The organism is Novosphingobium sp. BF6 (genome assembly GCF_058273105.1).
The window spans coordinates 903,007-925,079 of record NZ_CM177775.1; the positions used below are offsets into that span (position 1 = coordinate 903,007).

Consider the following 22,073-nt stretch of genomic DNA (forward strand, 5'->3'; position numbering starts at 1 on the left):
GGGCCTTTCTTCATTATGCGAGCGAGAAATGCTGGACGATCTGGGTGTCCAGCGGTTCGGTGAAGCGGACGGAGAGGCGGCGCGCACCGTTGCGGATCGCGGTCGCCGCGAAAGGGCCGACGGCGCCGATCCACAAGGTCAGGTCGCCTTCGATCGCCGTAGCGGGCGCATCGGTCTCCACCGCGCAGCCGAGGCTGGCAAGGTCGGAAATGCGGACCGCGGTTGATCCGCCTGCACTCACGCATTCGCCATAGAGGGTCGTGCTCATAATCTTCCAAAAGCCTGTTCTTGCAGGCCCGGTTTGCCCGGACCCTGCCTGGTCATCCTGCGGCCCGCGGCTTTGCCGCGTGACCTTGCGGGAGTGTCAACTACCGCATTTCCCTTCTTAGCGACGTTAGAGGTCAGATTGGTGGCAGGCGAGTGACGTTTTGCAAATAACAGCGGTTTTCATGGGATTTTCCTGATGAATTCATACTCTTCCGGGGTAGCCCGAGAGAGAGCTGCCGGGAATCCGGAGATATCCTCTCCGGAGAATCACTCAGGCCGCTTCGTTGTGCTTTGCGGTGCCCGCTTTCTGGGGCTTCTGGCCTTCGAGTGCCTTCACGAAGTCCTCGCGCCAGCGCTGCACATCGTTCTCGCGCACCGAGGCCAGCAGGCTGGCATGACGCTTGCGGCGTTCGGCCAGCGGCATGTCGAGCGCCTTGCGGATATTCTCGGCAACATGCTCGATCGAATGCGGATTGACCTGGAGCGCATCCTTGAGCTGGTGCGCCGCGCCTGCGAACTGCGAGAGGATCAGCACCCCGGGATTTTCCGGGTCTTGCGCGGCGACATATTCCTTGGCGACGAGGTTCATGCCGTCGCGCAACGGGGTTATGAGGCCGATGTCGGCCGCGCGGTAGAAGCCCGCAAGCTGCGCCCGGGGATAGCCGCGGTTGACGTAGCGGATCGGCACGAAGGCAACATCGGCATGGGCGCCGTTGATATGGCCGGTCTTGCGCTCCAGGTCCTCGCGGATCTGCTGGTAGCTGGCAACGTCCCCGCGCGAGGGCGGGGCGATCTGGAGCAGCACTGCCTTGCCCGAATCTTCGGGATTGTCGGCCAGGAAGCGTCCGAAGGCCTCGAAGCGCTCGCCGAGGCCCTTGGAATAGTCGAGCCGGTCCACGCCGATCAGGATCTTGCGGCCGCGCACGCTGGACTTGAGGCGGTCGTGCGCTTCCTTGGCTTCGGGTCCTTGCGCGGATTCGGTGAATTCCGCGAAGTCGATGCCGATCGGGAAGGCGCGGGCGATCACCTTGCGGCCCTTGTATTCGATCGAATTGTCGAGGCCGACCTTCAGCCCCATTTCCTTCTGCACATAGTGCAGGAAGCTCTCCAGCCACTCGGTGTTCTGGAAGCCGATCACGTCGTATTCCAGCATCGAGGCGACGAGCCGCTCGTGGAACGGCAGCGAGACCAGCAGGCGCGTCGGCGGCCAGGGCGTGTGCAGGAACAGGCCCATGCGGTTCTTCACGCCCTTTTCGCGCAGCTGCGAACCGAGCGGGAGCAGGTGATAGTCGTGGACCCAGACGAGGTCCTCGGGCTCGATCAGCGGCAGTACCGAATCGGCGAAGCGGGCATTGACCCGCTCGTAGCCCTCGCCGAAATTGCGGTCGTATTCGGTCAGGTCGATGCGATAGTGGAACAGCGGCCAGAGCGTGCGGTTGGCGTAACCGTTGTAGTATTCCTCGATATCCTGCGGTTCGAGGTCGATCGTTGCCGTGGTGATCCCGTCGTTGCGTTGCATGTCGAGGTGGCCGGTGAACTCCTCGGTCTCCTGTCCCGACCAGCCGAACCAGATGCCGCCATGCTCGCGCAGCGCCGAGTTCAGCGCCACGGCAAGCCCACCCTGCGCTCCGGCTGCCCCGGCCGCCTTGGGAACCGAGACCCGGTTCGAGACGACGATCAATCTACCCATTGCAAATCCCCTGTGGCGTGTCTTGAAGAGATGGTGGCGGACACGCTTTGCGGGACCGGCTCAGCGCCAGTCCCGCCACGACCGGGAAAGTTGCCCGGCACAATTGATGATACCTACTAGCGAATAGGTCTGCGGAAAGTTCCCCCATAGCTCGCCGGTCTCGAAATCCATGTCCTCGGAAAGCAGCCCGGACTGGGTGCGGTGGTCGAGCATGGCTTCGAACAGGCGGCGCGCTTCCTCGTCCTGGCCGCTGCGGTGGAGCGCCTCGATCAGCCAGAAGGTGCAGATGTTGAAGGCGGTCTCGGGCAGGCCGAAATCGTCCTCGCTGTCGTAGCGCAGCATGTGTTCACCCCTGCGCAGCGCCTTCTGCACCGCCTGGAGCGTGGCGCGGAAGCGCGGATCGTCGGCCTCGACATAGCGCAGCTCCACCATCTGGAGCAGGCTGGCATCGAGCTGCGACCCGCCGAAGCTGGCGGCATAGTGGCCGCCCGCGCCGCCGTCGTCGAAGTCCGGCCCTTCCACTTCATGCCAGGCGTGCTGGTCGATGTTCTTGCGCACCGTCCCGGCCCGCTCGCGCCAGACGGCGGCGCGGTCGTCGAGGCCGAGGAACTCGGCGGCATTGGCCAGACGGTCGCAGGCGGCCCAGCTCATCACGCTGGAGTAAGTATGGACCGCCGTGCGCGTGCGCAGTTCCCAGAGGCCCGCGTCGGGCTGGTCGTGGGTCTTCCACGCCATCTCGCCGACCTGCTCCAGGCTGGCGAAGTCCTCCTTCGTTGCGATCCGCAACAGGCGCCGGTCGGAGAAAGCCTGGATCGCGGGCAGGACGATCTGGCCATAGCAGTCGTTCTGGACCTGATAATAGGCGGCATTGCCGATCCGCACCGGCCCCATGCCGCGATAGCCGGCAAGGTCCGGGGCCTCCCACTCGATGATCTCGCGCGCGCCGCTTACCGCATAGAGCGGCTGGATCGCGCCGCCCTCGGCATCGTCGACGATGTTGCGCAAGTATGCGAGGTACTTCTCCAGCACGTCCAGCGCGCCGAGGTGGTTGAGTGCCTGCACCGTGTAATAGGCGTCGCGGATCCAGCAGTAGCGATAGTCCCAGTTGCGCTGGCTGCCCGGCGCCTCGGGGATGGAGGTGGTGAGCGCGGCGACGATCGCGCCGGTCTCCTCGTGCTGACAGAGCTTGAGCGTGATCGCGGCGCGGATCACCGCGTCCTGCCAGTCGAGCGGGGTGGCGAGGCCGCGCACCCAGAGCCGCCAGTAGTCGCCGGTATGGCGCAGCATCGATTCCAGTTCGTGCTCGATATCGCCGGTGAACGGCTCGTCGGGGCCGAGGAAGAAGTGCTGGGCGCTTTCCAACCGGTAGTAGCGCTCGTCCAGCACATACCCGACCGGGGCATTGGTGGTGAGCCGCAGGGTGTTGCGCTCGACGAGGTAGCGGATGTGGTTGGAGCCGCGCGTGGTCGGCGCCAGCTGGGCGCCGTAGCCGCTCATCGGCGTCAGCACCGTGCGGATGCGCGGCGAACCGCTGACCGGGCGGACGATGCGGGCATAGGCGACCGGGCGGTAGGTGCGGCTGGAGCGTTCGAAGCGTGGGCAGAAGTCGATCACTTCCACCGCGCCGCCCGTCGTATCCTCCAGCCGGGTCACGAGGATCGGGGTGTTGCGCGAATAGCGCTGGGTTACGGAAGTCTGGTTCTCCAGTTCGAAGCGCCAGGTCCCGGCGTCCTGTCCTTCGGGGCCGCGCAGCAGGGCGCAGAACGTGGGGTCGCCGTCGACGCGGGGCACGCAGCCCCAGACGAGGGCGCCATGGGTGTCGATCAGGCCGGAGACCTGACAATTGCCGATGGGCCAGAGTTCGAGCGCGCTCATGCGGGGCTGTTCTCCTTGGGTGAATTCGTGTCTGCGATTGCCGCGAGCCAGCGATGGACCTCGGCGACGCTGCCGAGCCGCCATGCGGCGTGGGTCCGGCGCATGGGACCGACGAGTATTCCGCCGCCGCCGAGTGTCGAGACGGCGGCGAAGGCGTCCTCGTCGGTCACGTCGTCGCCGACGAACAGCGGGGTCGCGCCGGCGAAAGGCGGCATGGCCATGAAGCGGCGAACCGCGCTGCCCTTGTCGGAGCCGGGCATGGCCAGTTCGATCACCTGCTTGCCGTGCTTGAGCTTCAGCGCGAAAGCCGCCGCAGTTTCTTCGGCGCAGGCGAGCAGGGCGGGGAGCGCCTTGGGGTGGCGGCGATAGTGCACGGCGATGCTGAACGGCTTGGGTTCGACCAGCAGTCCGCCATGGGCCTCGGCGAAAGCGGAAAGGCGGGCGGTCACGTCATCGGGAAGCGGCTGCGCCAGCGCCTCGACATCGCGGCTGCCCGCCGGACGGAATTCGCCGCCGTGGGAGCCTGCCACCGCCACATCGAGCGGGCCGAGCAGGGTTTCCAGCGCGTCCAGCGAGCGGCCCGTCACGACCGCGAAACGACCGTCGAGGCGCTCGGCAAGGCGGGCGATCAGCGCGGGCAGGTCGGGCGGCACGGTGACGCCATCGGGATGGTCGGCGATCTCGACGAGGGTGCCGTCGAAGTCGAGGAACAGCGCTACAGGCTCCGCCGCCGGGGCAGCGAGGAACGGAGGAGGCGGCAGATCGCGGGGAAATGCTGCATGTTCCGCCAGCGAGGGGGTTTCGCGTGGATCGGTCATTGCGGTCAGTCTTGCACCTTCGCAGGAGGATGGCCACCCCTGTCACGGCGAAACGCGCGCCGGGCGGGCCGGATACCGCAGTGCAACGAACAGTTCCGCGCCCGGTTCCAGCGCCAGCGGCACCTGTGTTTCAGGGCGAGGGGAAATATCCCCGCTTTCGAGGCAAAGCGTTGCAGTCCATGGAATTTCCGGCACGTTTCGCGGAATTTGTCATCGTATTGGCGCAGGAACACGATTTCCTTCCTGTGCCGATGGTGGCAGGGCCAACTCCACACGCAAATGCGAAAAGGCAGGGAATGAAGCAGATCGTAGCGTTCGACCTCGACGGCACTCTGGCGCTGAGCAAGCAGCCGCTGACCGACGAGATGGCGCAGCTCATGGCCGCGCTGCTGGAAGTGGCGCAAGTCGCCGTGATTTCCGGCGGCGACTGGCCGCAGTTCGACAAGCAGGTGGCCAGCCGTCTGCCCGCCCAAGCCGACCGTTCGCGGCTCTGGCTGATGCCGACCAGCGGCGCCAAGCTCTATGTTCACAAGGATGAATCCTGGGCCCCGGTCTATGCCGAACTGTTCACCGACGAACAGAAGCGCGAGATCCTGGAGGCCTTCGACGCCTCGCTGGCGGCCACCGGCTTCACCCCGGAAGAGACCTGGGGCGAGCGGATCGAGGATCGCGGCAGCCAGATCACCTTCTCGGCGCTCGGCCAGCAGGCCCCGCTCGAAGCCAAGGAAGTCTGGGACCCGGACTTCGCCAAGCGCAAGGTGATCCAGGCCGATCTGGTGAAGCGCCTGCCCGGCGTCTCGGTGAACCTCGGCGGCGCGACGTCGGTCGACGTCACCCAGCCGGGCGTGGACAAGGCCTGGGGCCTGAAGCGCCTTGCCGAGCACAGCGGCGTGGCCGAGGCGGACATGCTGTTCATCGGCGACGCCATCTTCCCCGGCGGCAACGACTATCCGGCCAAGGCCATGGGTCTCGACACGATCTGCGTGCGCGATCCGGCGGATACCGCGAACGTCATCGCGGCCATCGTCGCCTGCCAGAAGGCGGGCTGATTACGACAGCGCGGCGCCGGTGCCCGCGTTCTACCTCACCCTCATTGCGGTCCTGCTCGCTGGTTTCGGCGCGCGGGACCAGATGACCATCGCCGGTCTCTCCACACGTCAGGGCCAGCGCCCCGGCGTCCTGCTGGTGGCTCTGCTGAGTGCGGGGCTGACCGCCGGGCTCGCCGCCTGGGTAGCGGGGACCGTGCTGGCCCAGCTGCCGCCGCCCGCACGGGCGATCTTCGCGGCCATTGCGCTGGGGCTGGCAGGCCTCGAATCGCTGATCCTCGTGCCGCGCCGCCGTCCCGCCGAGCCGACCAATTCGCTCGGCGCGCTGCTGCTGGTGCTGCTGGCGAGCCAGATCACCGATGCGCCGCGTTTCCTGATCTTCGGCATGGGCGTCGGCATGGCCGCTCCGTTCGCCTCGGGCGCGGCCGGGGGCTTGGGCGGTGCCGTTCTGGCCGCCATGGCCTGGGCCTTTCCGCAGATTCTCGACAATCCCGCAGCGCGCTGGGTGCGGCGGATCGTCGGCCTTGCGCTGGTCGCGGCGGCGCTGGTGCTGTTCCTGCGGGAATTTTCGATACTCTGATCGGAAATAGATCGCGAACCGGGGGTTCATTTCCGCGTTCACCCTTCTACATAAGTCACCAGACAGACACATCAGCCAGTAATCAGGGGAACCATCGTCATGACTTCCAAGGACAATTCCAAGGCCGCTCTGATCGACAGCCTGAACGGGCTGCTTGCGGACACTTTCGCGCTCTATGTGAAGACCAAGAACTTCCACTGGCACGTCCGCGGTCCGCAGTTCCATGACCTGCACCTGCTGTTCGACGCCCAGGCGACCGAAGTGTTCGGCTTGACCGACCTGATCGCCGAGCGCGTTCGCAAGCTGGGCGGCACCACGCTGACCTCGATCGGTGCGATCGGTGCCAAGACCTCGATCAAGGACGAGGACAACACCGGTCTCGACGCGCAGGCCATGGTCAAGGAACTGTTCCAGGACAACACCGCCTATGTCGCCACGCTGAAGGCGACCAAGGAACTGGCCGGCGAAGCGGGCGACAATGCCACCGACGGCATCATCGACGACTGGACCGACCAGGCCGAACAGCGCGCCTGGTTCCTGCGCGAGATCCTTGCCTGAGGGCCACTAAGCACTTTCCACCGGAGCGGAGGCGCTGTCCCTTTGCGGGTTCCGTTCCGGTACAGGAGGGCGTCGTTTCCATGCGGAGGCGGCGCCGTTCCTTTTTTAGCAGAGCGCCGCTGACGCTTCCTCTCGCGCAATCGGCAAAACCGGCCTAAGCATCTGGATATGCCGAAACTCGAATTGATCGAAGGCGCCGACGACGGCGTCATTGCCGAATGGTTCGCCGAGCGCCTCAAGGCCGCGCTGGCGACCAGCCCCGACGACATCGCCGTGACCGTGCCGGGCGGCTCCACGCCGTTTCCGATCTTCGACCGGCTGGCGGCGATGGATCTGCCGTGGCACCGCATCGCGGTCTGGCCGGGTGACGACCGCATCGTCGATGAGGATCACCCCGCCAGCAATGTCGGCAAGATTCGCGCTCGGCTGGAACCCGTGGGTGCCCGGATCGTGCCGCTCACCGAAGACGCGCAGCCGCCGCACTTCGCCATCGCCTGGCTCGGCATGGGCGGGGACGGGCACATTGCCTCGCTGTTCCCCAACACCGATCCGCAAGTGGACGATCCTCACCCGATCCGCCGCCTGACACCCGATCCGCTGCCGCCCGAGGCGCCGTTCGACCGGCTCAGCCTGACCATTCCGGCCCTGACCGACAGCGACGAGATCGTCTTCGTGATCCGCGGCGCCGACAAGCGCGCGGTGTTCGATGCCGCCGTGAAGGGCGAGCACGACCTCCCGGTCGCCCGCCTGCTGCGCACGGCCCGGCACAAGGTCACGTGCTTCTGCTGAGCGCCCTGCTCCATCTCCTGCCCGCGCCGCTGCACCGCAGGCTCTACCGGCTCGCCCATTGGGCGCGCAAGCAGGTCTGGCGGGTGTGGCGGCCCAGTCTCGACGGGGTGCGGGTGCTCGCCCTCGATGGCGAGGGGCGGGTGCTGCTGGTGCGGCACTCCTACGGTTCGGACAAGTGGATGCCGCCGGGCGGCGGTCTGAGCCGCGGGGAAGAGCCGGTTTCGGCAGCGCGGCGCGAACTGCTGGAGGAAACCGGCTGCGACCTTTCCGAGGCGCGCCTGCTGACGGTGGCGACCGAGGATCTCGTCGGCGCCAGCAACCATGTCCATGTCGTGGCTGGGCGAACCGACGGCCAGCCGCGCGTCGATGGGCGCGAGATAGTGGAAGCGCGGTTCTTCGCGCTCGATGCCTTGCCGGAACGAATGGCGGCGCGGCTTCCCGCCGAATTGCGGCAATGGGTGGCTGATTATCGTGAGTGCCGGGCATGACTGTCGGCCCGCTGCTGGAAACGGATCGCCTCTCGCTCCGCCCGCCGGTCGCTGCGGATTTCGAGCCGATGCGACAGATGTTCTGCGATCCGCAGGTCGTTGCCCATATCGGCGGCAGTCCGCTCCCGCGCGCCGATGCCTGGGGCCGCTTCCAGCGCGACGTCGGCCACTGGACGCTGGAGGGCTTCGGCCAGTTCACGGTGCTGGAGAAGGCGTCCGGTCGCTACGTCGGCAAGCTCGGTCATGCCCGTTTCCTGCGCGATCTTGGGCCGAAGGCGCAGGCGGAGATCGAGATGACCTGGACGCTCGCCTCGGGCTTTCACGGGCAAGGCTACGGGACGGAAGCGGGCCGCGCAGCGCTGGACTGGTTCGATGTCCGGGGAAGCCGCCGCACCGCCTGCATCATTGCCGAGGCTAACCTGCCCTCGCTCCGGCTGGCAGGGAAACTCGGCTATCGGGAAGTGGACCGGCTTGCGGGCGAGGGCGGTTCGAGAATCGTGCTGGTGCGCGAGGCCTGACCGGCCCGCAAAGGCGTCCGGTCCGCCAAAGCGCCGCCCGTACGCGAAAATGCTGGCCAGTGCGGCCCAAGTGCTGCATGCGCCGCGCATGACCTCCGACAAAGCGAATCCCGCGCCGTTTCCGATGCGGGGGGTCGAGTTCGTCGTCCTCATGGCCGCGCTTCAGGCCCTTCAGGCGCTCTCGATCGATATCATGTTGCCCGCCCTTGGCGAGATCAGCCGCGACCTTTCGGTCAGCGATCCCAACCAGCGTCAGCTGATCGTCGGGGTGTTCCTGATCTGCACGGGGCTCGGCTCGCTGTTCCCGGGTGCCATTGCCGATCGCTACGGACGGCGACCGGTTCTGCTCTTCGCGATCGCCGCCTATGTCCTGAGCGCGCTGGCCTGCGCGCTGGTGACGAGCTTCCCGATGATGCTGGCCGCCCGCGCGGTGGCGGGCCTGTGTACTTCGGCGCTGATGGTCATGCCGATGACGGTCATCCGCGACCGTTTCGAAGGCGACAAGATGGCGAGCACGCAATCGCTGGTCTCGATGACCTTCATGGTCGTGCCGATGATCGCGCCGATGGTCGGTCAGGGCGTGATGCTGGTGGCAGGCTGGCGCTGGATCTTCGGCCTCATCGCCGTGCTGGGCACCTGCGTCTGCGTCTGGACCGCCATGCGCCTGCCGGAGACGCTGCATCCCGACTACCGCCAGGAAATCCGCCCCCGGGTCATCGCCGCCAACATGGCGCTGACTTTGCGCACGCGCGAGGCGGTGGGTTACCTGTTCGGCGTGGCTTTCGTGCAGGGCGCGATGTTCGGCTATATCAACAGCGCCCAGCAGCTGGTGGGCGAGCACTTCGGCGCCGGCTTCTTCTTCCCGGCGGTGTTCGGCGGCATGGCGCTGGTCATGGCCTCGACCAACTTCGTCAATGCGCGGATCGTGCAACGGTTCGGTGCGAGGCGAGTCTCGCAGACGGCGCTGTTCGGCTACATCGCCAGTTCTGTACTGCACTTCGTGCTCGCACTGAACGGCGAGACGCTCTGGGTCTTCATCCCGCTGATGACCTTCTCGATGTGCATGATGAGCTTCATCGGCTCGAACTTCCAGTCGATCGCGATCCAGCCTTTCGCGCGTACGGCAGGGGCTGCGGCCTCGATCATGTCGTTCGTGCGGATGGTCATGGGGTCGGTGCTCGGCGCGCTGATCGGGCAGGCCTATGATGGCACCCCGCGCCCGATCCTGGCCTCGATGATGGCGGCGGGGCTGACCGCGCTGATCTTCGTGCTCTATTCGGAGCGTGGGAAACTGTTCCGGCGCCTCAATTATCCTCCGGGCTATTACGCGCCCGGCAAGCGTCCCTGAAGGACGAGAGGGCCTGAACGAAGAAGGGGGGCTGCGAGCCCCCCTTTGCGGCTAGACCGCCCGGCCGCCCCGGAACAGCTGGACGAGGCCGACGACGATCGCGATCACCAGCAGGACGTGGATCAGCGCGCTCGAAACGTGGAACACGACGAAGCCGAGAAGCCAGAGGACCAGCAGGATGGCGGCGATGGTGAAGAGCATGGCGGTTCTCCCTTATTGTTACGAAGTGTAAACGCCCGGAGGCGCGGGAGGCTCCCATCCTTTTCCTGTCAGCCGCGAAATGGGGCGGGCGGAACGGCTCGTCTCAGGTGCGGCGCGGGCGGTGGATTGCGGCGTTTCGGCAGGTTGTCGGGCCAGGGGAGCCGAGGCATGGTCGCCACGCGACCGCGAATCGCCCTTGGGCGCATTTCGCCGCGAGTTTTTCGGGTCCACCGCACTTTCGTCGCGGAGTCGTAAACACGGCCGCGACGTTTTGAGGGCTGGAATTATTCCGGCTTGTTCCTAAACGCCGTCAACGCTTTTTTGGTGGCTCAGGCCTGCGCCAGCGCGCGCAATTCCCGGCGAGACAGCCGGGGCCGGGGGGCTTCGCCTGCCGGTTCGCCCGCCGCACGGGCCTCTTCCAGCGCCGACCAGACATGGCCCAGCTTCTCGCTGCGGGTCGTGCCGACGCGGTGGTCCCAGGCATGGGGGCCGAGCCGCTCGACCTCGCGGGCGATGCCGCCGTAGATGTTCGCCGCCGAGAGCACCGCCCAGCGCTGGCGGAAGGCCAGCCGCGTCGCGCCGATGCGGGCCGAGGCCTCGTAGTCCCGCGCGAGGGCGCAGGCGCGCGCGACCATCGGCACCAGGGCGTGGCGGTAGTGCGGCTTGGTGACTTCGCCCGGCGGGATGTCTGCTTCCACCAGCCATTCGACCGGCAGGTAGCAGCGTCCGTTGGCGTCGTCCTCCCAGACGTCGCGGACGATATTGGCGATCTGGAAGGCGATGCCGAGGTCGCAGGCGCGGTCGAGCGTGTCGTCGTCCTCGGGGGATACCCCCATGACCGCCGCCATCATCACCCCCACCGCTCCGGCGACGTGGTAGCAGTAGCGCAGCATGTCGGCCTCGGAGCGCGGGCGCCAGTCGGCGGCATCGAGCGCGAAACCGGCAAGCACGTCCTCCACCATCTGCGCCGTCAGCGGCACTTCGCGCATCAGCTGGCCGAGCGCGTCGAAGGCCGGGGTGCCGGTGCTCTCCCCCGCCATGGCCAGTTCGGTCAGCGTGCGGATCGTCGCCAGCCGGTCCTCCGGCGAGAGGCGGGTGCCGAGCCGGACCGGGCCGATGGCGTGGCCGTGGTCCTGCTCGTCGGCAATGTCGTCGCAGGCGCGGCACCAGGCGTAGAGTAGCCAGACCCGTTCGCGGGTCTCGCGGTCGAACAGGCGGCTGGCGGCGGAAAAACTCTTCGATCCCTTGCGGATGGAGCGGTGTGCTTCCTTCACGAGGCGGGCGCGGTTCGCCGCACCCGCATCGCGAACGAGGGATTCGAGGAGGTTTTCAGTCGCCACCCGCAAGCCTCACAGCGTGCTGGGGTCCATGCTGACGATCGGCACGATCGGCTCGTGTGCGGCCATGCGGTCGAGCAGGAGGTCGAGTTCGGTCTCGGCAAGGATGATGCCCTGATGCGCCGGACGCACGAAGCCGACTTCGGCCATGTGGCGGTTGAAGGCGAGCAGGCCGTCGTAGAAGCCGAAAGAGTTGAGCACGCCGACCGGCTTGTCGTGATAGCCGAGCTGCGCCCAGCTCACCGCTTCCCACAGTTCGTCCATCGTGCCGACGCCGCCGGGCAGGACCAGGAAGCCGTCCGACAGGCGGGTGAACTCGGCCTTGCGTTCGTGCATGGTCTTGACGACGTAAAGCTCGGTGCAGTCGTGGTTGGCGACTTCGCCGCCCTTGCCGCCCTTGCCCGTCAGTGCCTCGGGGATCACCCCGATCACTTCGCCGCCCTGTTCGAGCGCCCCTGCGGCGACGGCGCCCATCAGGCCGAGGCGGCCGCCGCCATAGACGACGCCCACGCCGCGCGCGGCAAGGGCGGCGCCGACGTCGCGGGCCAGCTGGACGTAGCGGGGATCGGCGGGGGTGGCGGAGCCGCAGTAGACGGCGATACGTTTCATCACTCGATAACCTTCACTTGAACCTGGGCGCCGTCCGGTAGATCGTGGACCTGCCGGGCGAGATCGCCCGTCAGGTAGATCAGCTCGACGAGGCTGATCCTCACCAGATGCTCGTGTCCGTAGTCGCCGGACAGCAGCGCGGAAACCGTGCGGCTATAGACTTCGCCCATCGCGGTAAAGCCCAGCCGCTCCGTGGCGGCATCGACGAGTGCGTCGGCGCGCCAGATCAGCTTCGTCTCGTCCTGCGCCATATGCGCCCGCGCGGCCGCTTCGCCTCCCAGCGCAGTGAGGTTCAGCAGGTCGGGATCGAGGTAATGATAGGTGCCCGCGCAGTCGATCACCAGCAGGTGGCCCATCAGGCTCTGCCCGACGATCTCCGCGAAATCCACATGGGTCCAGCCCCAGGCCTGCCGGAGCGCATGGAGCGCGCGGGCCGGTTCGGCCACGACGGTCCCGCCGAACGTCACTTGAAGCCTTCCAGCATGAGCTTGGCGGTCGCCTTGGCCGAACCGACCACGCCGGGAATGCCCGCGCCGGGATGGCAACCGGCACCGACGAGGTAGAAGTTCTTCAGCTTGTCGTCGCGGTTATGGCCGCGGAACCAGGCGCTCTGGGTCAGCAGCGGTTCGAGGCTGAAGCCATTGCCGTTGTAGGCACCGAGGTCTGCCTCGAAGTCCGGCGGGGCGTAGTGGAACTTTGTCACGATGCGGTCGTCGATGTCCGGGATCAGGCGGCGGCCGACTTCGGCGAGCACGCGCTGTTCGAGGATCGGGCCGACTTCCGCCCAGTCGATCGGCAGCTTGCCCATGTTGGCCACGGGCACGAGCGCGTAGAACGTGCTCTTGCCCGCCGGGGCCATCGAGGGATCGGTGACGGTCGGGTGGTGGAGATAGATCGAGAAGTCGCGCGGTAGCACGCCGTGCTCGAAGATATCGTCGAGCAGGCCCTTGTACCGCGGACCGAACAGGATCGTGTGGTGCGGGATGCCGGGCCAGGTGCCTTCGAGGCCGAAATGGACCACGAAGAGACTGGGCGAGAAGCGCTTCTTCTTGAGCTTGTGCGCCATGTCCTGCCCGCGCTGGTTGCCGGAAAGCAGGTCGCGGTAGGTGTGCATGATGTCGCCGTTGCTGGCGATCGCGTCGAAGCGCTGCTTCCAGCCGCTCTCCGTCTCCACTTCGGTGACCTGGTCGCCGAGCGTGTGGATCTGCACGACTTTCTCGCCGAGGCGCAGCGTGCCGCCGAGCCGCTCGAACAGGCGGGCCATGCCCTGCGCCAGCTTGTTGGTGCCGCCGCGTGCCCACCAGACGCCGCCGTCCTTCTCCAGCTTGTGGATCAGGGCATAGATCGCGCTGGTTGTCATCGGATTGCCGCCGACCAGCAGGCTGTGGAACGAGAGCGCCTGCCGCAGGTGCTCGTCCTTCACGTAGTGGCTGACCATGGAATAGACCGAACGCCAGGCCTGGTAGCGGGCGAGCGCCGGGGCGGCCTTTATCATGCTGGAGAAGTCGAGGAACGCCTCGTGACCCAGTTTGACGTAGCCTTCCTGATAGACCCCGGCGGCATAGCGCAGGAATTCGTCGTAACCGGCAAGGTCGCGCGGGGCGACGCGGTCGATCTCGCGGCGCAGCGAGGCCTCGTCGTTCGAATAGTCGAACGTGACGCCGTCGGTCCAATTGAGGCGGTAGAACGGCATGACCGGCATAAGGTCGACGTCGTCGGCGATGTCCTGCGAGGACAGCGTCCACAATTCGCGCAGGGCATCCGGGTCGGTGATGACGGTGGGACCGGCATCGAACGTGAAGCCGTCGCGCTCCCAGGCGTAGGCGCGGCCGCCCACCTTGTCGCGCGCCTCGACCACCGTGGTCTCGATCCCGGCGCTTTGCAGGCGGATGGCGAGGGCGAGGCCGCCGAAACCGGCGCCGATGACGCAAGCCTTCTTCATCGCATGCCGCCCGTGGGGGCAAGGTCGCTCAGCGGATAGCCGCGCCCCGCAAGACTGGCGATCGCCGCGCCCACCGGCACCGGCGGCTTGCCGGAAAGCACCCGCGCCATGTCGGCCACCCGCGGATTACCGGCATAGAAGCGTTCGATCAGCCCCTCGGGCAGGGTGTAGAACCGTTCCAGCACGGCTCGGCGTTCCTCGGGCCGTGCGGCCCCGAACAGCATGCGCGTCAACATTCGGTAGAAGCGCCCCCCGCGCCAATGATTTGCGGCCCATGCATGACTGGTCCTTCCTAGGCTGACGCCGGAGAGATTGTCGAGAGTGGTCAGGTGCATGGCAAATCTTACAGCATCGGGAAAGGAATAGGATGTCATCGGGTTGACGAGCGCGGCCCGCGTTCCGGCACGGGCAACGCCGGAGTCCGGCGCGGAGTTCCAGAACTTTTCGAAGTCGCCGCCCGCGATCACCGGCAGCACGCCGGTTTCCTCATACGTGACGGAATCGATGTGCCAACCCATGGTTGCGGCGTAATCCCCGACGCGCTGGCGCAGGAGCGGCACGTCGAGGCCAGGATCGCTCGAATAATAGGTATCCTCGACGAAGACCTCGCGCTCGGAAAAGGGCAGGCAATAGACGAAGCGGTAGCCGTCGTGTTGCTCGACGCGGGCGTCCATGACGACCGGGCGTTCCAGCCCGTGCGGCACGGTGAGGCGCAGCATCTGCCCAAGAAATTTCTGCCAGCCGCCGGACAGGTACGGCAGCCCTTGGGCGCCGCGTGCGTCGATCACGGCATCGGCGGCGATGCTCCGCCCGTCGGCGAGCAGGACCGCCTGTGGGCTTGCTTCGGCCACGGATACGCCGGTCAGCAGGGATTCCGCCCCCAGCGTGGCGCGAACCAGTGCGTCCAGCCGCTGGCTGGTGACGCTGGCGTAAGGCGTCGAGAGCAGCCGCGCGTGGCCGGGGAAATGGACCTCGTAGCCGCTCCAGCGGCGGGCGATCAGCGGTTCCACGAGGTCGCGGTGGGCGGGGGCGACATCGGTTTCGAAGAACGACCAGACATGATCGCCGCCGATCCGCTCGCCCTGTTCGACCAGCAGCACGCGCACGTCTGGGCGCTGCCGCGCCATCGCCAGCGCGATCAGCGATCCCGCGAGACCGCCGCCCAGAATGGCCAGATTGGAGGAAAATGTCGCCATGACCGTACCGTGTAGGGAGAGCTTCCACTTGCCGCAACTTGGCAGAGCAGACGCTTTGCGGCATTGTCATGACAATGACCGAGGAATTGATCATCTGCGACGCTTCGCTCGAAGACGCCGCGGACATTGCCGCAATCTACACGCATTATGTGCTCGAAAGCACGGCGACTTTCGAAACCGAGCCGCCTGACCTCACAGAAACGGCGCGCCGCATCCGCGATATTGTCGATTCGGGCTATCCGTTTCTCGTCGTACGGGACGGTGAGCGGGGGCGCGTGGTCGGTTTCTGTTTCGCCCATCGCTACGGCCCGCGCGCAGGCTATCGCTATAGCGTGGAGACAACGGTCCATGTTGCGCCGGACTGCGTGGGGCGCGGGATCGGCGGGCGTCTGCTCGAGGCTTTGCTGGCGGAATGCGAAAAGCGCGGTTTCCGGCAGGCTTTCGCGGTCATCGCCGAAAGCGAGCCGATCTCGGTGGTGCTCCATGCCCGCGCCGGTTTCCGCCCGGTCGGCACGCTCGACGGAGCAGGCTGGAAGCATGGCAAATGGCTCGACGTCTTCGTGATGCAGCGCCAGTTGGGCGAGGGGAAACAGAGCCTGCCCGAGACGGAATAGCGGCTACTTGGCGTTCGGAGCTTCCAGCGCTCCGCGAATTCGCGCCCGCAAGTCGGGCAGGACTTCGGCCTCGAACCAGGGGTAGCGGGTCATCCACAAGCGGCTGCGCCAGGCGGGATGGGGCAGGGGGAACAAGCCTTCCGGCGCTTTTTGCCAGTTCCGCACCGCCTCGGTCAGGTTCGGAGCGAAGCCGCGCGGCAGGTAGAGCTTCTGCGCATATTGGCCGACCAGCAAGGTCAGACGGACTTGCGGCAGGGCCGCGCGCAGTCGCGGATGCCAGAGCGGGGCGCATTCCGGGCGCGGCGGCAGGTCGCCGCCTTTTGCCTTGCCGGGATAGCAGAAGCCGCTGGGCATGTGTGCGACCTGCTCGGGATCGTAGAAGGTGACGGGATCGAGGCCGGTCCATGCGTGCAGGCGGTCGCCGCTGTCGTCGTCCCAGGCCCGGCCGCTGGCGTGGACCTTGCTTCCCGGCGCCTGCCCGATCACGAGAATGCGTGCGCCTGCGCCTGCCTGCACCACCGGACGCGGTTCATGCGGCAAGCGACCTTCGCAGACGCGGCAGGCGTGGATGGTCCGGAGCAGGTCGGGAAGCAGTTCGATCACATGGGGCAGATGGCGGGGCCTTGGCCTTCGTGCAAGGACTGCTAAGCTGCCCGCATCAGCGGCTCGTCTGTCGCTTCAACCGCCATGTCATATTCTCAACCAATTTAGTTGATAATGATCGCAAGCCTTCGCTAAAGGCTTGGCCCTGAATACGCCACGGACCATGCCCCTTGAACAGTCAGAATGGAAACGGCGCGCTTCCCGTTGCGATCGTCGGTGCGGGGTTCAGCGGAACCCTGATGGCGATCAACCTCCTGCGCAACGGCGTCCGCGTCGTCCTGATCGAGCGCAAGGACGCGCAACTCGCCAAGGGTCTCGCCTTCGGCACCCGCTGGCCCGAGCACCTGCTGAACGTCCGCGCTGCCAACATGAGCGCCTTCCCGGACGACCAGGCCAATTTCCTGCGCTGGATCGGCCATAGCGGCGACGAACAGGCCAACCGCTTCGTGCCCCGCCTGTCCTACGGGCTCTACTTGCGCGAATTGCTGATCCGGGCGCTGGCCGAAGCCGGGCAGAACGCACTGATCGTCAATGCCGAAGCCTGCTCCACCCGTTACGAGGATGGCCGCGTCGTCGTCGAGATGGCGGACGGTGACGAGATCGAGGCCCGTGCGCTGGTGCTTGCGCTCGGCAATTTCCCGCCTTCGCCCCATCCGGTGCTGGCCGCGATCCCCGAGGACCGCCGCTTCACCGATCCCTGGCAGCCGGGCACGCTGGAAAAGCTGGGCGAGATCGACCACGTTCTGCTGATCGGCACCGGCCTCACCGCCGCCGACATGGTGCTCTCGCTCGACAAGGCCGGGTTCAAAGGCAAGATAACCGCGCTCTCGCGCCGAGGTCTCAAGCCGCTCGCCCATGGGGAAAGCGGTCCCTCGGTGGACTACGTGCCCGCCCCCGAAGAGCGCGGCTCGCACCTCGTGCGCCGGGTGCGCCGTCGCGCCGCCGAGATCGGCTGGCGCGCCGCCGTCGACGAACTGCGCCCGCATACCCAGAACCTGTGGCGCCGCCATGACGAGGCCGGACAGCGGCGCTTCCTCCACCACTTGCGCCCCTACTGGGACGTCCATCGCCACCGCCTCGCGCCCGACGTGGCGAAGCGCATTGCCGAGATCGAGGCGGAAGGACGACTGGAGTTCGTCGCGGGCAAGCTCGTCAGCGCCGAGCCGACCGGACAGGGCGTTTCGGTGGCCTGGCGCCCGCGCGGCAAGGATGGTCTCGTGCGGCTGGAAGTCTCGCGCACGATCAACTGCACCGGACCCGAGGGCGACCTGATGCGCAGCGGCGCACCGCTGGTGAAGGACCTGCTCGGGCAAGGCAAGGTGCGGTCGGACGCACATCGGCTGGGGCTGGATGTCGACCACCTCGGCCGGGTGCGCGACGCCGAGGGCGCGCCGCAGGACACGCTCTTCGCGGTCGGGCCGGTGACCAAGGGCGAGGCCTGGGAGATCGTCGCGGTGCCCGATATCCGGCGGCAGGTGTGGAACCTCGCGCGCTATCTGGCGGATGCACATTGGGTTGGGGGTGAGGGGCTTTAAGTAAGAGAAGACCCGGGGGATGATCCCCCGGACCCTCGGAATGTCGACCTTGCGCGCTACCTATCCGGTGTGCGCTCCCTGCGGCGCAGCCATTAAGTCTCCCGACGCCACCATGAGCGCACAACGGAGTTGATTCGCGTGACCTAGACGGTAATGGGGGTGCAGGGGGTGTTGACCCCCTGCTTTTCCATTTTTCCTCAAAAGTCCTTGCGCAACATGATCCCGGCATAACGCTTGTCGTCGCGCGGCACGTAGCGGACGATCCCGGCGAGCGTGCCGTTGGCGAGGAAGTTCGAGTAGCTCTGGTTCGTGATGTTCTTCACGAAGCCGCGCAGCTGCCAGTCGCCGGTCGTGCCGATCAGCGCCACGCTGGCGTTCCAGATGTAGTAGCCCGGCTGGATCGTGCCCGGCGTCTGGGTCAGCTGGTATTGGGTGCGGCTCTTGAGCGTGATGTCCGACTGCACTTCGAGGTCGAGCGAATTCGACAGCGCGAAGCGGTAGGCGGCGTTGCTGTAGAGTTTCCACTTCGGTGCGAAGGGCAGGACTTCGCCGTTGATGTTGCAGCTCGACGGGGCGCCTTCGGGGCAGATGAAGTTCAGCACCTTGGCGTCGGTATAGGCCACCGAGGTATCGAGCGAGAGGCCCGGGATCGGGCGCAGGCCGAAGTCGAGTTCCACGCCCTTGGTCTGCACCGTGCCCGCGTTGATGAGGCGGGTGACCTGTGCGCCGCCGACCACATCGTTGTAGTTGGCCTGGTAGTTGTGGAACTTGGTCGAGTAGACGGCCAGGGCATAAGTGATCTGGTGGTTCAGGGCCGAGCCCTTGATGCCGCCTTCGAACGAGTCCGAGGTTTCCGGCTTCAGCGCAATTTCATCCAGCGGCGTCGTGGCATTCAGCGAACGCATGTTGAAATAGGCGTTGTAGGCCGGACCCTTGTAGCCGCGCGAGTAGGTGAAATAGGCCTGGTTGCCCGGCAGGAAGTCCGCCTGGAGGCCGCCGCGATAGGAATCGCCGCGGGTCGAGGTGGAGCCGGCCGAATTGTGGTAGGCGCGGATGCCTGCGACATCGAGCGCGGCCGATCCCGAGTTCGTCGGGTCGTTGGTCGACGTGCGGACGTGGTAGTAGCCGAGGTCGTCCCAAGTCGAACGATAGCCCGCGATCGCGCGCAGCCAGGGGGTGAAGTTGAGGTTGGCTTCACCGAACAGCGCGTAGTTGTCGCTCTTCACGCCGTAGTTCGCCACACCGGTCACTGTGTTCTCCGCGCCGGAGATCAGGCGGGTGAGCGAGCGGGTGTAGACTTCGTCGGTCTTGGCGTGGAGGTAATAGGCGCCCACCACGTAGTCGATGAACTTGCCCTTGGGCGAGGTCAGGCGCAGTTCCTGCGAGAACTGATGGTTGTTCACGATGCCGTAGTCGTCGCCTTCGGGGAAGGTGGCCGACAGCTGCGACAGCGCGTCGTAGTCCTGATGCTGGCGGTTCTTCCATTCGCGATAGGCGGTGATCGAGGTGATCGTGTAGTCGCCCAGGCCCCACTCGGCGGTCAGCGAGCCGCCGTAGTTCTTGTCGCGCACATCGGTGTCGAAGTCGGTGCTGACTTCGCGGTTTTCCGGGCCTGCGATGATGCCCTTGCTGGCGAGGAACGCGGCCAGCGCCGGGGAATTGGTGACGGCGCCGGTGGGATAGGCGATCTGGCTGGTGCGCGCGTAGACGCCGCTCGGCGTGGTGTCGTGCGAATAGAGATAGTCGCCCGAGAGGGTGAGCTTCAGGGTGTCGGTCGGCGTCGCCTCGATCTTGGCGCGGGCGCCGTAGCGCTCGTAACCGTTGACCTCGTTGCCGGTGGTGACGTTGCGCACGTTGCCGTCGTAGTTGGCGTAGAGGCCGTCGATCCGGGCCGCGACGTTCGGGGCGATGCCGCCGGTGACGCCTGCCTTGATGCGATATTCCTCGTCCGTCGTGGCCGAACCTTCGGCATAGGCATGGAACTGCTGCGAAGGCGCGGCGGTGACGACGCTGATGACGCCTGCCGAGGCGTTCTTGCCGAACAGCGTGCCCTGCGGACCGCGCAGCACTTCGATGCGCGAGACTTCGCCGACATCGAGCGTGGCCTGGCCGGGACGGGTCAGCACGACGCCGTCAAGCACGGTCGAGACCGAGGATTCGACGCCCGGCGAGGTGCTGATCGTGCCGACGCCGCGCACGAAGACGGTGCGGTCTTTGTTGGACGCGCCGTTGCGAAAGTCGACCGAGGGCACTGTGGCGCTGAGGTCCTGAAGGTTGTGGATCGCGCGGTCGTTCAGCGATTCGCCGCTGACGGCGGTGATCGCGATCGGCACCTGCTGGAGCGATTCGTCGCGATAGCGCGCGGTCACGACGATCTCGCCGGAGGTGCTTTCGGGCGCTTCGTCGGCATAGGCAGCCGCCGGGAAAATAACCGCGGAGGCCAGCAGCAGGGTGCGGGCGGCGCGGAGCGGGGTCATGGTCATCGAAATCTCCCTGTGTCGCGCGGCGCTAACTCAACTGTTTAGGTTGAGAAAGATAGTTTTCCTTTAGTCGCCTTATGCGCGAGATGAATCGGCGTCCTCTGCCGGGACGATTTTGGGCATGGTGATCTGAATCCAGCCGAGTGCAAGCAAGTAGGAAACGGCGGCGAAAGCGAACAGCGGGCCATAACCCAGCCCGGCTGCCAGCACGAGACCGGCGATCTTGCTGATCGCGGTGCCGCCGAGATTGCCGCAGAAGGCGCCGAAGCCGGTGACGCGCCCGACCTTGTGGCGCGGTGTCACGTCGGCGATCAGGCCGAACAGGTTGGTTGAAAAGCCCTGATGTCCGGCCAGTGTCAGCGCCATCAGGCCGACGGCGGGCCAGTAGCCATCGACGTAAAGCGCCAGCGGCACCGGCACCACGCAGAGCGCGGAAATCAGCATCAGCGTCTTGCGCGTGCGATTGGCGCTCCAGCTGCTCGACAGCAGACGGTTCGCCGCGAAGCCGGAGATCAGCGACCCCGCCGCCGAGCCGCAATAGGCCAGCGCCAGCGGCGGGCCGAGGTCGGTGCCGGAAAGGCCGAACTGCCGGTTGAAGTAGTCCGGCATCCAGAACAGCATCAGCCACCAGGTCGCGTCCGACAGCACTTTGGCCAGCGCGATCGTCCAGGTGCGGCCTTCCTTGAGGAACAGCTTGTCGCCCGAGATCAGGTTGCCCGATCCCGCAGGCTGGCGGTCGCCGAAGTCCACGCCCCGCGAAGCCAGCAGCCAAGCTCCGACCCAGAACAGGCCGATCACGCCCGCCAGCACGAAAGCCGCGCGCCAGCCCCAGACTGCCGCCACCAGCGGGATCGCCAGCGGCGCCAGGATTGCGCCGAGGCTGTTCATCGCATTCGACAGCCCGAAGCCCAGCGACCGCAAGTTCGGCGGGAAGATCGTCGCGATGGTCTTCACCCCCGCAGGCGTCCCCATCGATTCCGTCGCGCCGAGACCGATGCGGCAGAGCACGAACTGGCTGAAGCTATGCGCCCAGCCATGTGTCATCGCCGCCAGCGACCACGCCGCCACGCCCGCCGCATTGGCCCACTTCGCCCCCAGCCGGTCGACGATCCAGCCCGCTGCAAGGAACCCGAACGCCGCGCCCGCTTGGAACCACGCGGCCAGGGTGCCGTAATCGTCGTCGCTCCAGCCGAGGTCGGCGGCGATCGTTGGCTTGAGCACCGAGATGATCTGGCGGTCGACGAGATTGAGTATACCCGCCGTCAGCGCGAGAGCGAAGAGCAGCCAGCGGCGGCGCGGGGAAAGGGTCATGCGCGGCGCGTCCGGGGCTTGGGGAATTTCTGCATCGCGGATCGTCTAGCGATAGCGGGGGGCAGGGGCGAACAAGAAATTCTAGGGAGAGAAGTCCTGGGGGATGATCCCCCAGACCCTCGGAATGTCGACCTTGCGCGACACCTATCGGTCCCGCGCTCCTTGCGGCGCAGCCAGTAAGTCTCCCGACGCGGCCATGGGCGCACGACGCTGTTGGTCTGCGTGACCTAGACGGTATTGGGGGTGCAGGGGGGCTATGCTCCCCTGC

22 protein-coding genes are annotated in these 22,073 nt (G+C 66.5%); 9 read left to right on the forward strand and 13 right to left on the reverse strand.

Annotated features, from left to right (window positions below):
• Positions 1-13: 13 nt before the first annotated feature.
• From AC4D6D_RS04455 to otsB, 4 genes are all read right to left on the reverse strand, one after another.
• On the reverse strand, positions 14-268 hold the full coding sequence (locus AC4D6D_RS04455) for a hypothetical protein (RefSeq protein ID WP_147218346.1): 255 nt from the start codon (positions 266-268) through the stop codon (positions 14-16).
• A 270-nt stretch (positions 269-538) separates the two neighbouring features.
• Positions 539-1,957 (reverse strand): alpha,alpha-trehalose-phosphate synthase (UDP-forming), encoded by a 1,419-nt coding sequence (otsA, locus tag AC4D6D_RS04460; protein WP_147218348.1) that lies wholly within the window; start codon positions 1,955-1,957, stop codon positions 539-541.
• A gap of 60 nt (positions 1,958-2,017) precedes the next feature.
• The gene (locus AC4D6D_RS04465) at positions 2,018-3,832 is read right to left on the reverse strand and encodes a glycoside hydrolase family 15 protein (RefSeq protein ID WP_491326680.1); all 1,815 of its coding nucleotides are present in this window, start codon (positions 3,830-3,832) and stop codon (positions 2,018-2,020) included.
• Positions 3,829-4,650, reverse strand: coding sequence for a trehalose-phosphatase (gene otsB, locus AC4D6D_RS04470; protein WP_491326681.1), 822 nt, complete (start codon positions 4,648-4,650; stop codon positions 3,829-3,831). Before otsB ends, AC4D6D_RS04465 begins: the two co-directional genes overlap by 4 nt.
• Positions 4,651-4,946: 296 nt before the next feature.
• Between otsB and AC4D6D_RS04475 the strand changes: the two genes are divergently transcribed.
• From AC4D6D_RS04475 to AC4D6D_RS04505, 7 genes are all read left to right on the forward strand, one after another.
• A complete protein-coding gene (locus AC4D6D_RS04475; RefSeq protein WP_491326682.1) occupies positions 4,947-5,699 on the forward strand; it encodes an HAD-IIB family hydrolase in 753 nt (250 codons plus the stop codon).
• Between the two features lie 19 nt (positions 5,700-5,718).
• Positions 5,719-6,276: a TMEM165/GDT1 family protein gene (locus tag AC4D6D_RS04480; RefSeq protein WP_491326683.1), complete on the forward strand. Its 558-nt coding sequence runs from the start codon at positions 5,719-5,721 to the stop codon at positions 6,274-6,276.
• Positions 6,277-6,375: 99 nt separating this feature from the next.
• Positions 6,376-6,834, forward strand: coding sequence for a Dps family protein (locus tag AC4D6D_RS04485; protein ID WP_147218359.1), 459 nt, complete (start codon positions 6,376-6,378; stop codon positions 6,832-6,834).
• A 168-nt stretch (positions 6,835-7,002) separates the two neighbouring features.
• Positions 7,003-7,623: a 6-phosphogluconolactonase gene (locus tag AC4D6D_RS04490; protein ID WP_491326684.1), complete on the forward strand. Its 621-nt coding sequence runs from the start codon at positions 7,003-7,005 to the stop codon at positions 7,621-7,623.
• Positions 7,611-8,111, forward strand: coding sequence for an NUDIX domain-containing protein (locus tag AC4D6D_RS04495; RefSeq protein ID WP_147218364.1), 501 nt, complete (start codon positions 7,611-7,613; stop codon positions 8,109-8,111). The genes AC4D6D_RS04490 and AC4D6D_RS04495 overlap by 13 nt, the downstream gene beginning before the upstream one ends.
• A complete protein-coding gene (locus AC4D6D_RS04500) occupies positions 8,108-8,629 on the forward strand; it encodes a GNAT family N-acetyltransferase (RefSeq protein ID WP_147218366.1) in 522 nt (173 codons plus the stop codon). The genes AC4D6D_RS04495 and AC4D6D_RS04500 overlap by 4 nt, the downstream gene beginning before the upstream one ends.
• Before the next feature lie 88 nt (positions 8,630-8,717).
• Positions 8,718-9,977 (forward strand): multidrug effflux MFS transporter, encoded by a 1,260-nt coding sequence (locus AC4D6D_RS04505; RefSeq protein ID WP_147218368.1) that lies wholly within the window; start codon positions 8,718-8,720, stop codon positions 9,975-9,977.
• Positions 9,978-10,028: 51 nt separating this feature from the next.
• Here the strand turns inward: AC4D6D_RS04505 and AC4D6D_RS04510 are convergent, their stop codons facing one another.
• From AC4D6D_RS04510 to crtY, 6 genes are all read right to left on the reverse strand, one after another.
• Positions 10,029-10,178, reverse strand: a complete 150-nt coding sequence (locus tag AC4D6D_RS04510; protein ID WP_132268417.1) for a lmo0937 family membrane protein — start codon at positions 10,176-10,178, stop codon at positions 10,029-10,031.
• Positions 10,179-10,507: 329 nt separating this feature from the next.
• Positions 10,508-11,518, reverse strand: coding sequence for a phytoene/squalene synthase family protein (locus AC4D6D_RS04515; RefSeq protein WP_147218370.1), 1,011 nt, complete (start codon positions 11,516-11,518; stop codon positions 10,508-10,510).
• A gap of 9 nt (positions 11,519-11,527) precedes the next feature.
• Positions 11,528-12,124 carry a TIGR00730 family Rossman fold protein gene (locus AC4D6D_RS04520; RefSeq protein WP_147218372.1) on the reverse strand — a complete coding sequence of 199 codons (597 nt, stop codon included), beginning with the start codon at positions 12,122-12,124 and terminating at the stop codon, positions 11,528-11,530.
• Positions 12,124-12,591 carry a hypothetical protein gene (locus AC4D6D_RS04525; protein WP_491326685.1) on the reverse strand — a complete coding sequence of 156 codons (468 nt, stop codon included), beginning with the start codon at positions 12,589-12,591 and terminating at the stop codon, positions 12,124-12,126. Before AC4D6D_RS04525 ends, AC4D6D_RS04520 begins: the two co-directional genes overlap by 1 nt.
• A complete protein-coding gene (locus AC4D6D_RS04530) occupies positions 12,588-14,066 on the reverse strand; it encodes a phytoene desaturase (RefSeq protein ID WP_491326686.1) in 1,479 nt (492 codons plus the stop codon). The genes AC4D6D_RS04525 and AC4D6D_RS04530 overlap by 4 nt, the downstream gene beginning before the upstream one ends.
• Positions 14,063-15,262, reverse strand: a complete 1,200-nt coding sequence (crtY, locus tag AC4D6D_RS04535; RefSeq protein ID WP_491326687.1) for a lycopene beta-cyclase CrtY — start codon at positions 15,260-15,262, stop codon at positions 14,063-14,065. Before crtY ends, AC4D6D_RS04530 begins: the two co-directional genes overlap by 4 nt.
• A gap of 74 nt (positions 15,263-15,336) precedes the next feature.
• Between crtY and AC4D6D_RS04540 the strand changes: the two genes are divergently transcribed.
• Positions 15,337-15,876 (forward strand): GNAT family N-acetyltransferase, encoded by a 540-nt coding sequence (locus AC4D6D_RS04540; RefSeq protein ID WP_491326688.1) that lies wholly within the window; start codon positions 15,337-15,339, stop codon positions 15,874-15,876.
• Between the two features lie 3 nt (positions 15,877-15,879).
• Here the strand turns inward: AC4D6D_RS04540 and AC4D6D_RS04545 are convergent, their stop codons facing one another.
• Positions 15,880-16,479 carry a uracil-DNA glycosylase family protein gene (locus AC4D6D_RS04545; protein ID WP_491326689.1) on the reverse strand — a complete coding sequence of 200 codons (600 nt, stop codon included), beginning with the start codon at positions 16,477-16,479 and terminating at the stop codon, positions 15,880-15,882.
• Positions 16,480-16,649: 170 nt separating this feature from the next.
• Here AC4D6D_RS04545 and AC4D6D_RS04550 point away from each other — a divergent pair, with 170 nt between their 5' ends.
• Complete coding sequence (locus tag AC4D6D_RS04550) at positions 16,650-18,014, forward strand: FAD/NAD(P)-binding protein (RefSeq protein WP_491326690.1); 1,365 nt, start codon at positions 16,650-16,652, stop codon at positions 18,012-18,014.
• A 197-nt stretch (positions 18,015-18,211) separates the two neighbouring features.
• Here AC4D6D_RS04550 and AC4D6D_RS04555 read toward each other — a convergent pair whose 3' ends face one another.
• Positions 18,212-20,497, reverse strand: coding sequence for a TonB-dependent receptor (locus AC4D6D_RS04555; protein ID WP_491326691.1), 2,286 nt, complete (start codon positions 20,495-20,497; stop codon positions 18,212-18,214).
• Between the two features lie 72 nt (positions 20,498-20,569).
• Positions 20,570-21,805, reverse strand: coding sequence for an MFS transporter (locus AC4D6D_RS04560; RefSeq protein WP_491326692.1), 1,236 nt, complete (start codon positions 21,803-21,805; stop codon positions 20,570-20,572).
• Between the last annotated feature and the right edge of the window lie 268 nt (positions 21,806-22,073).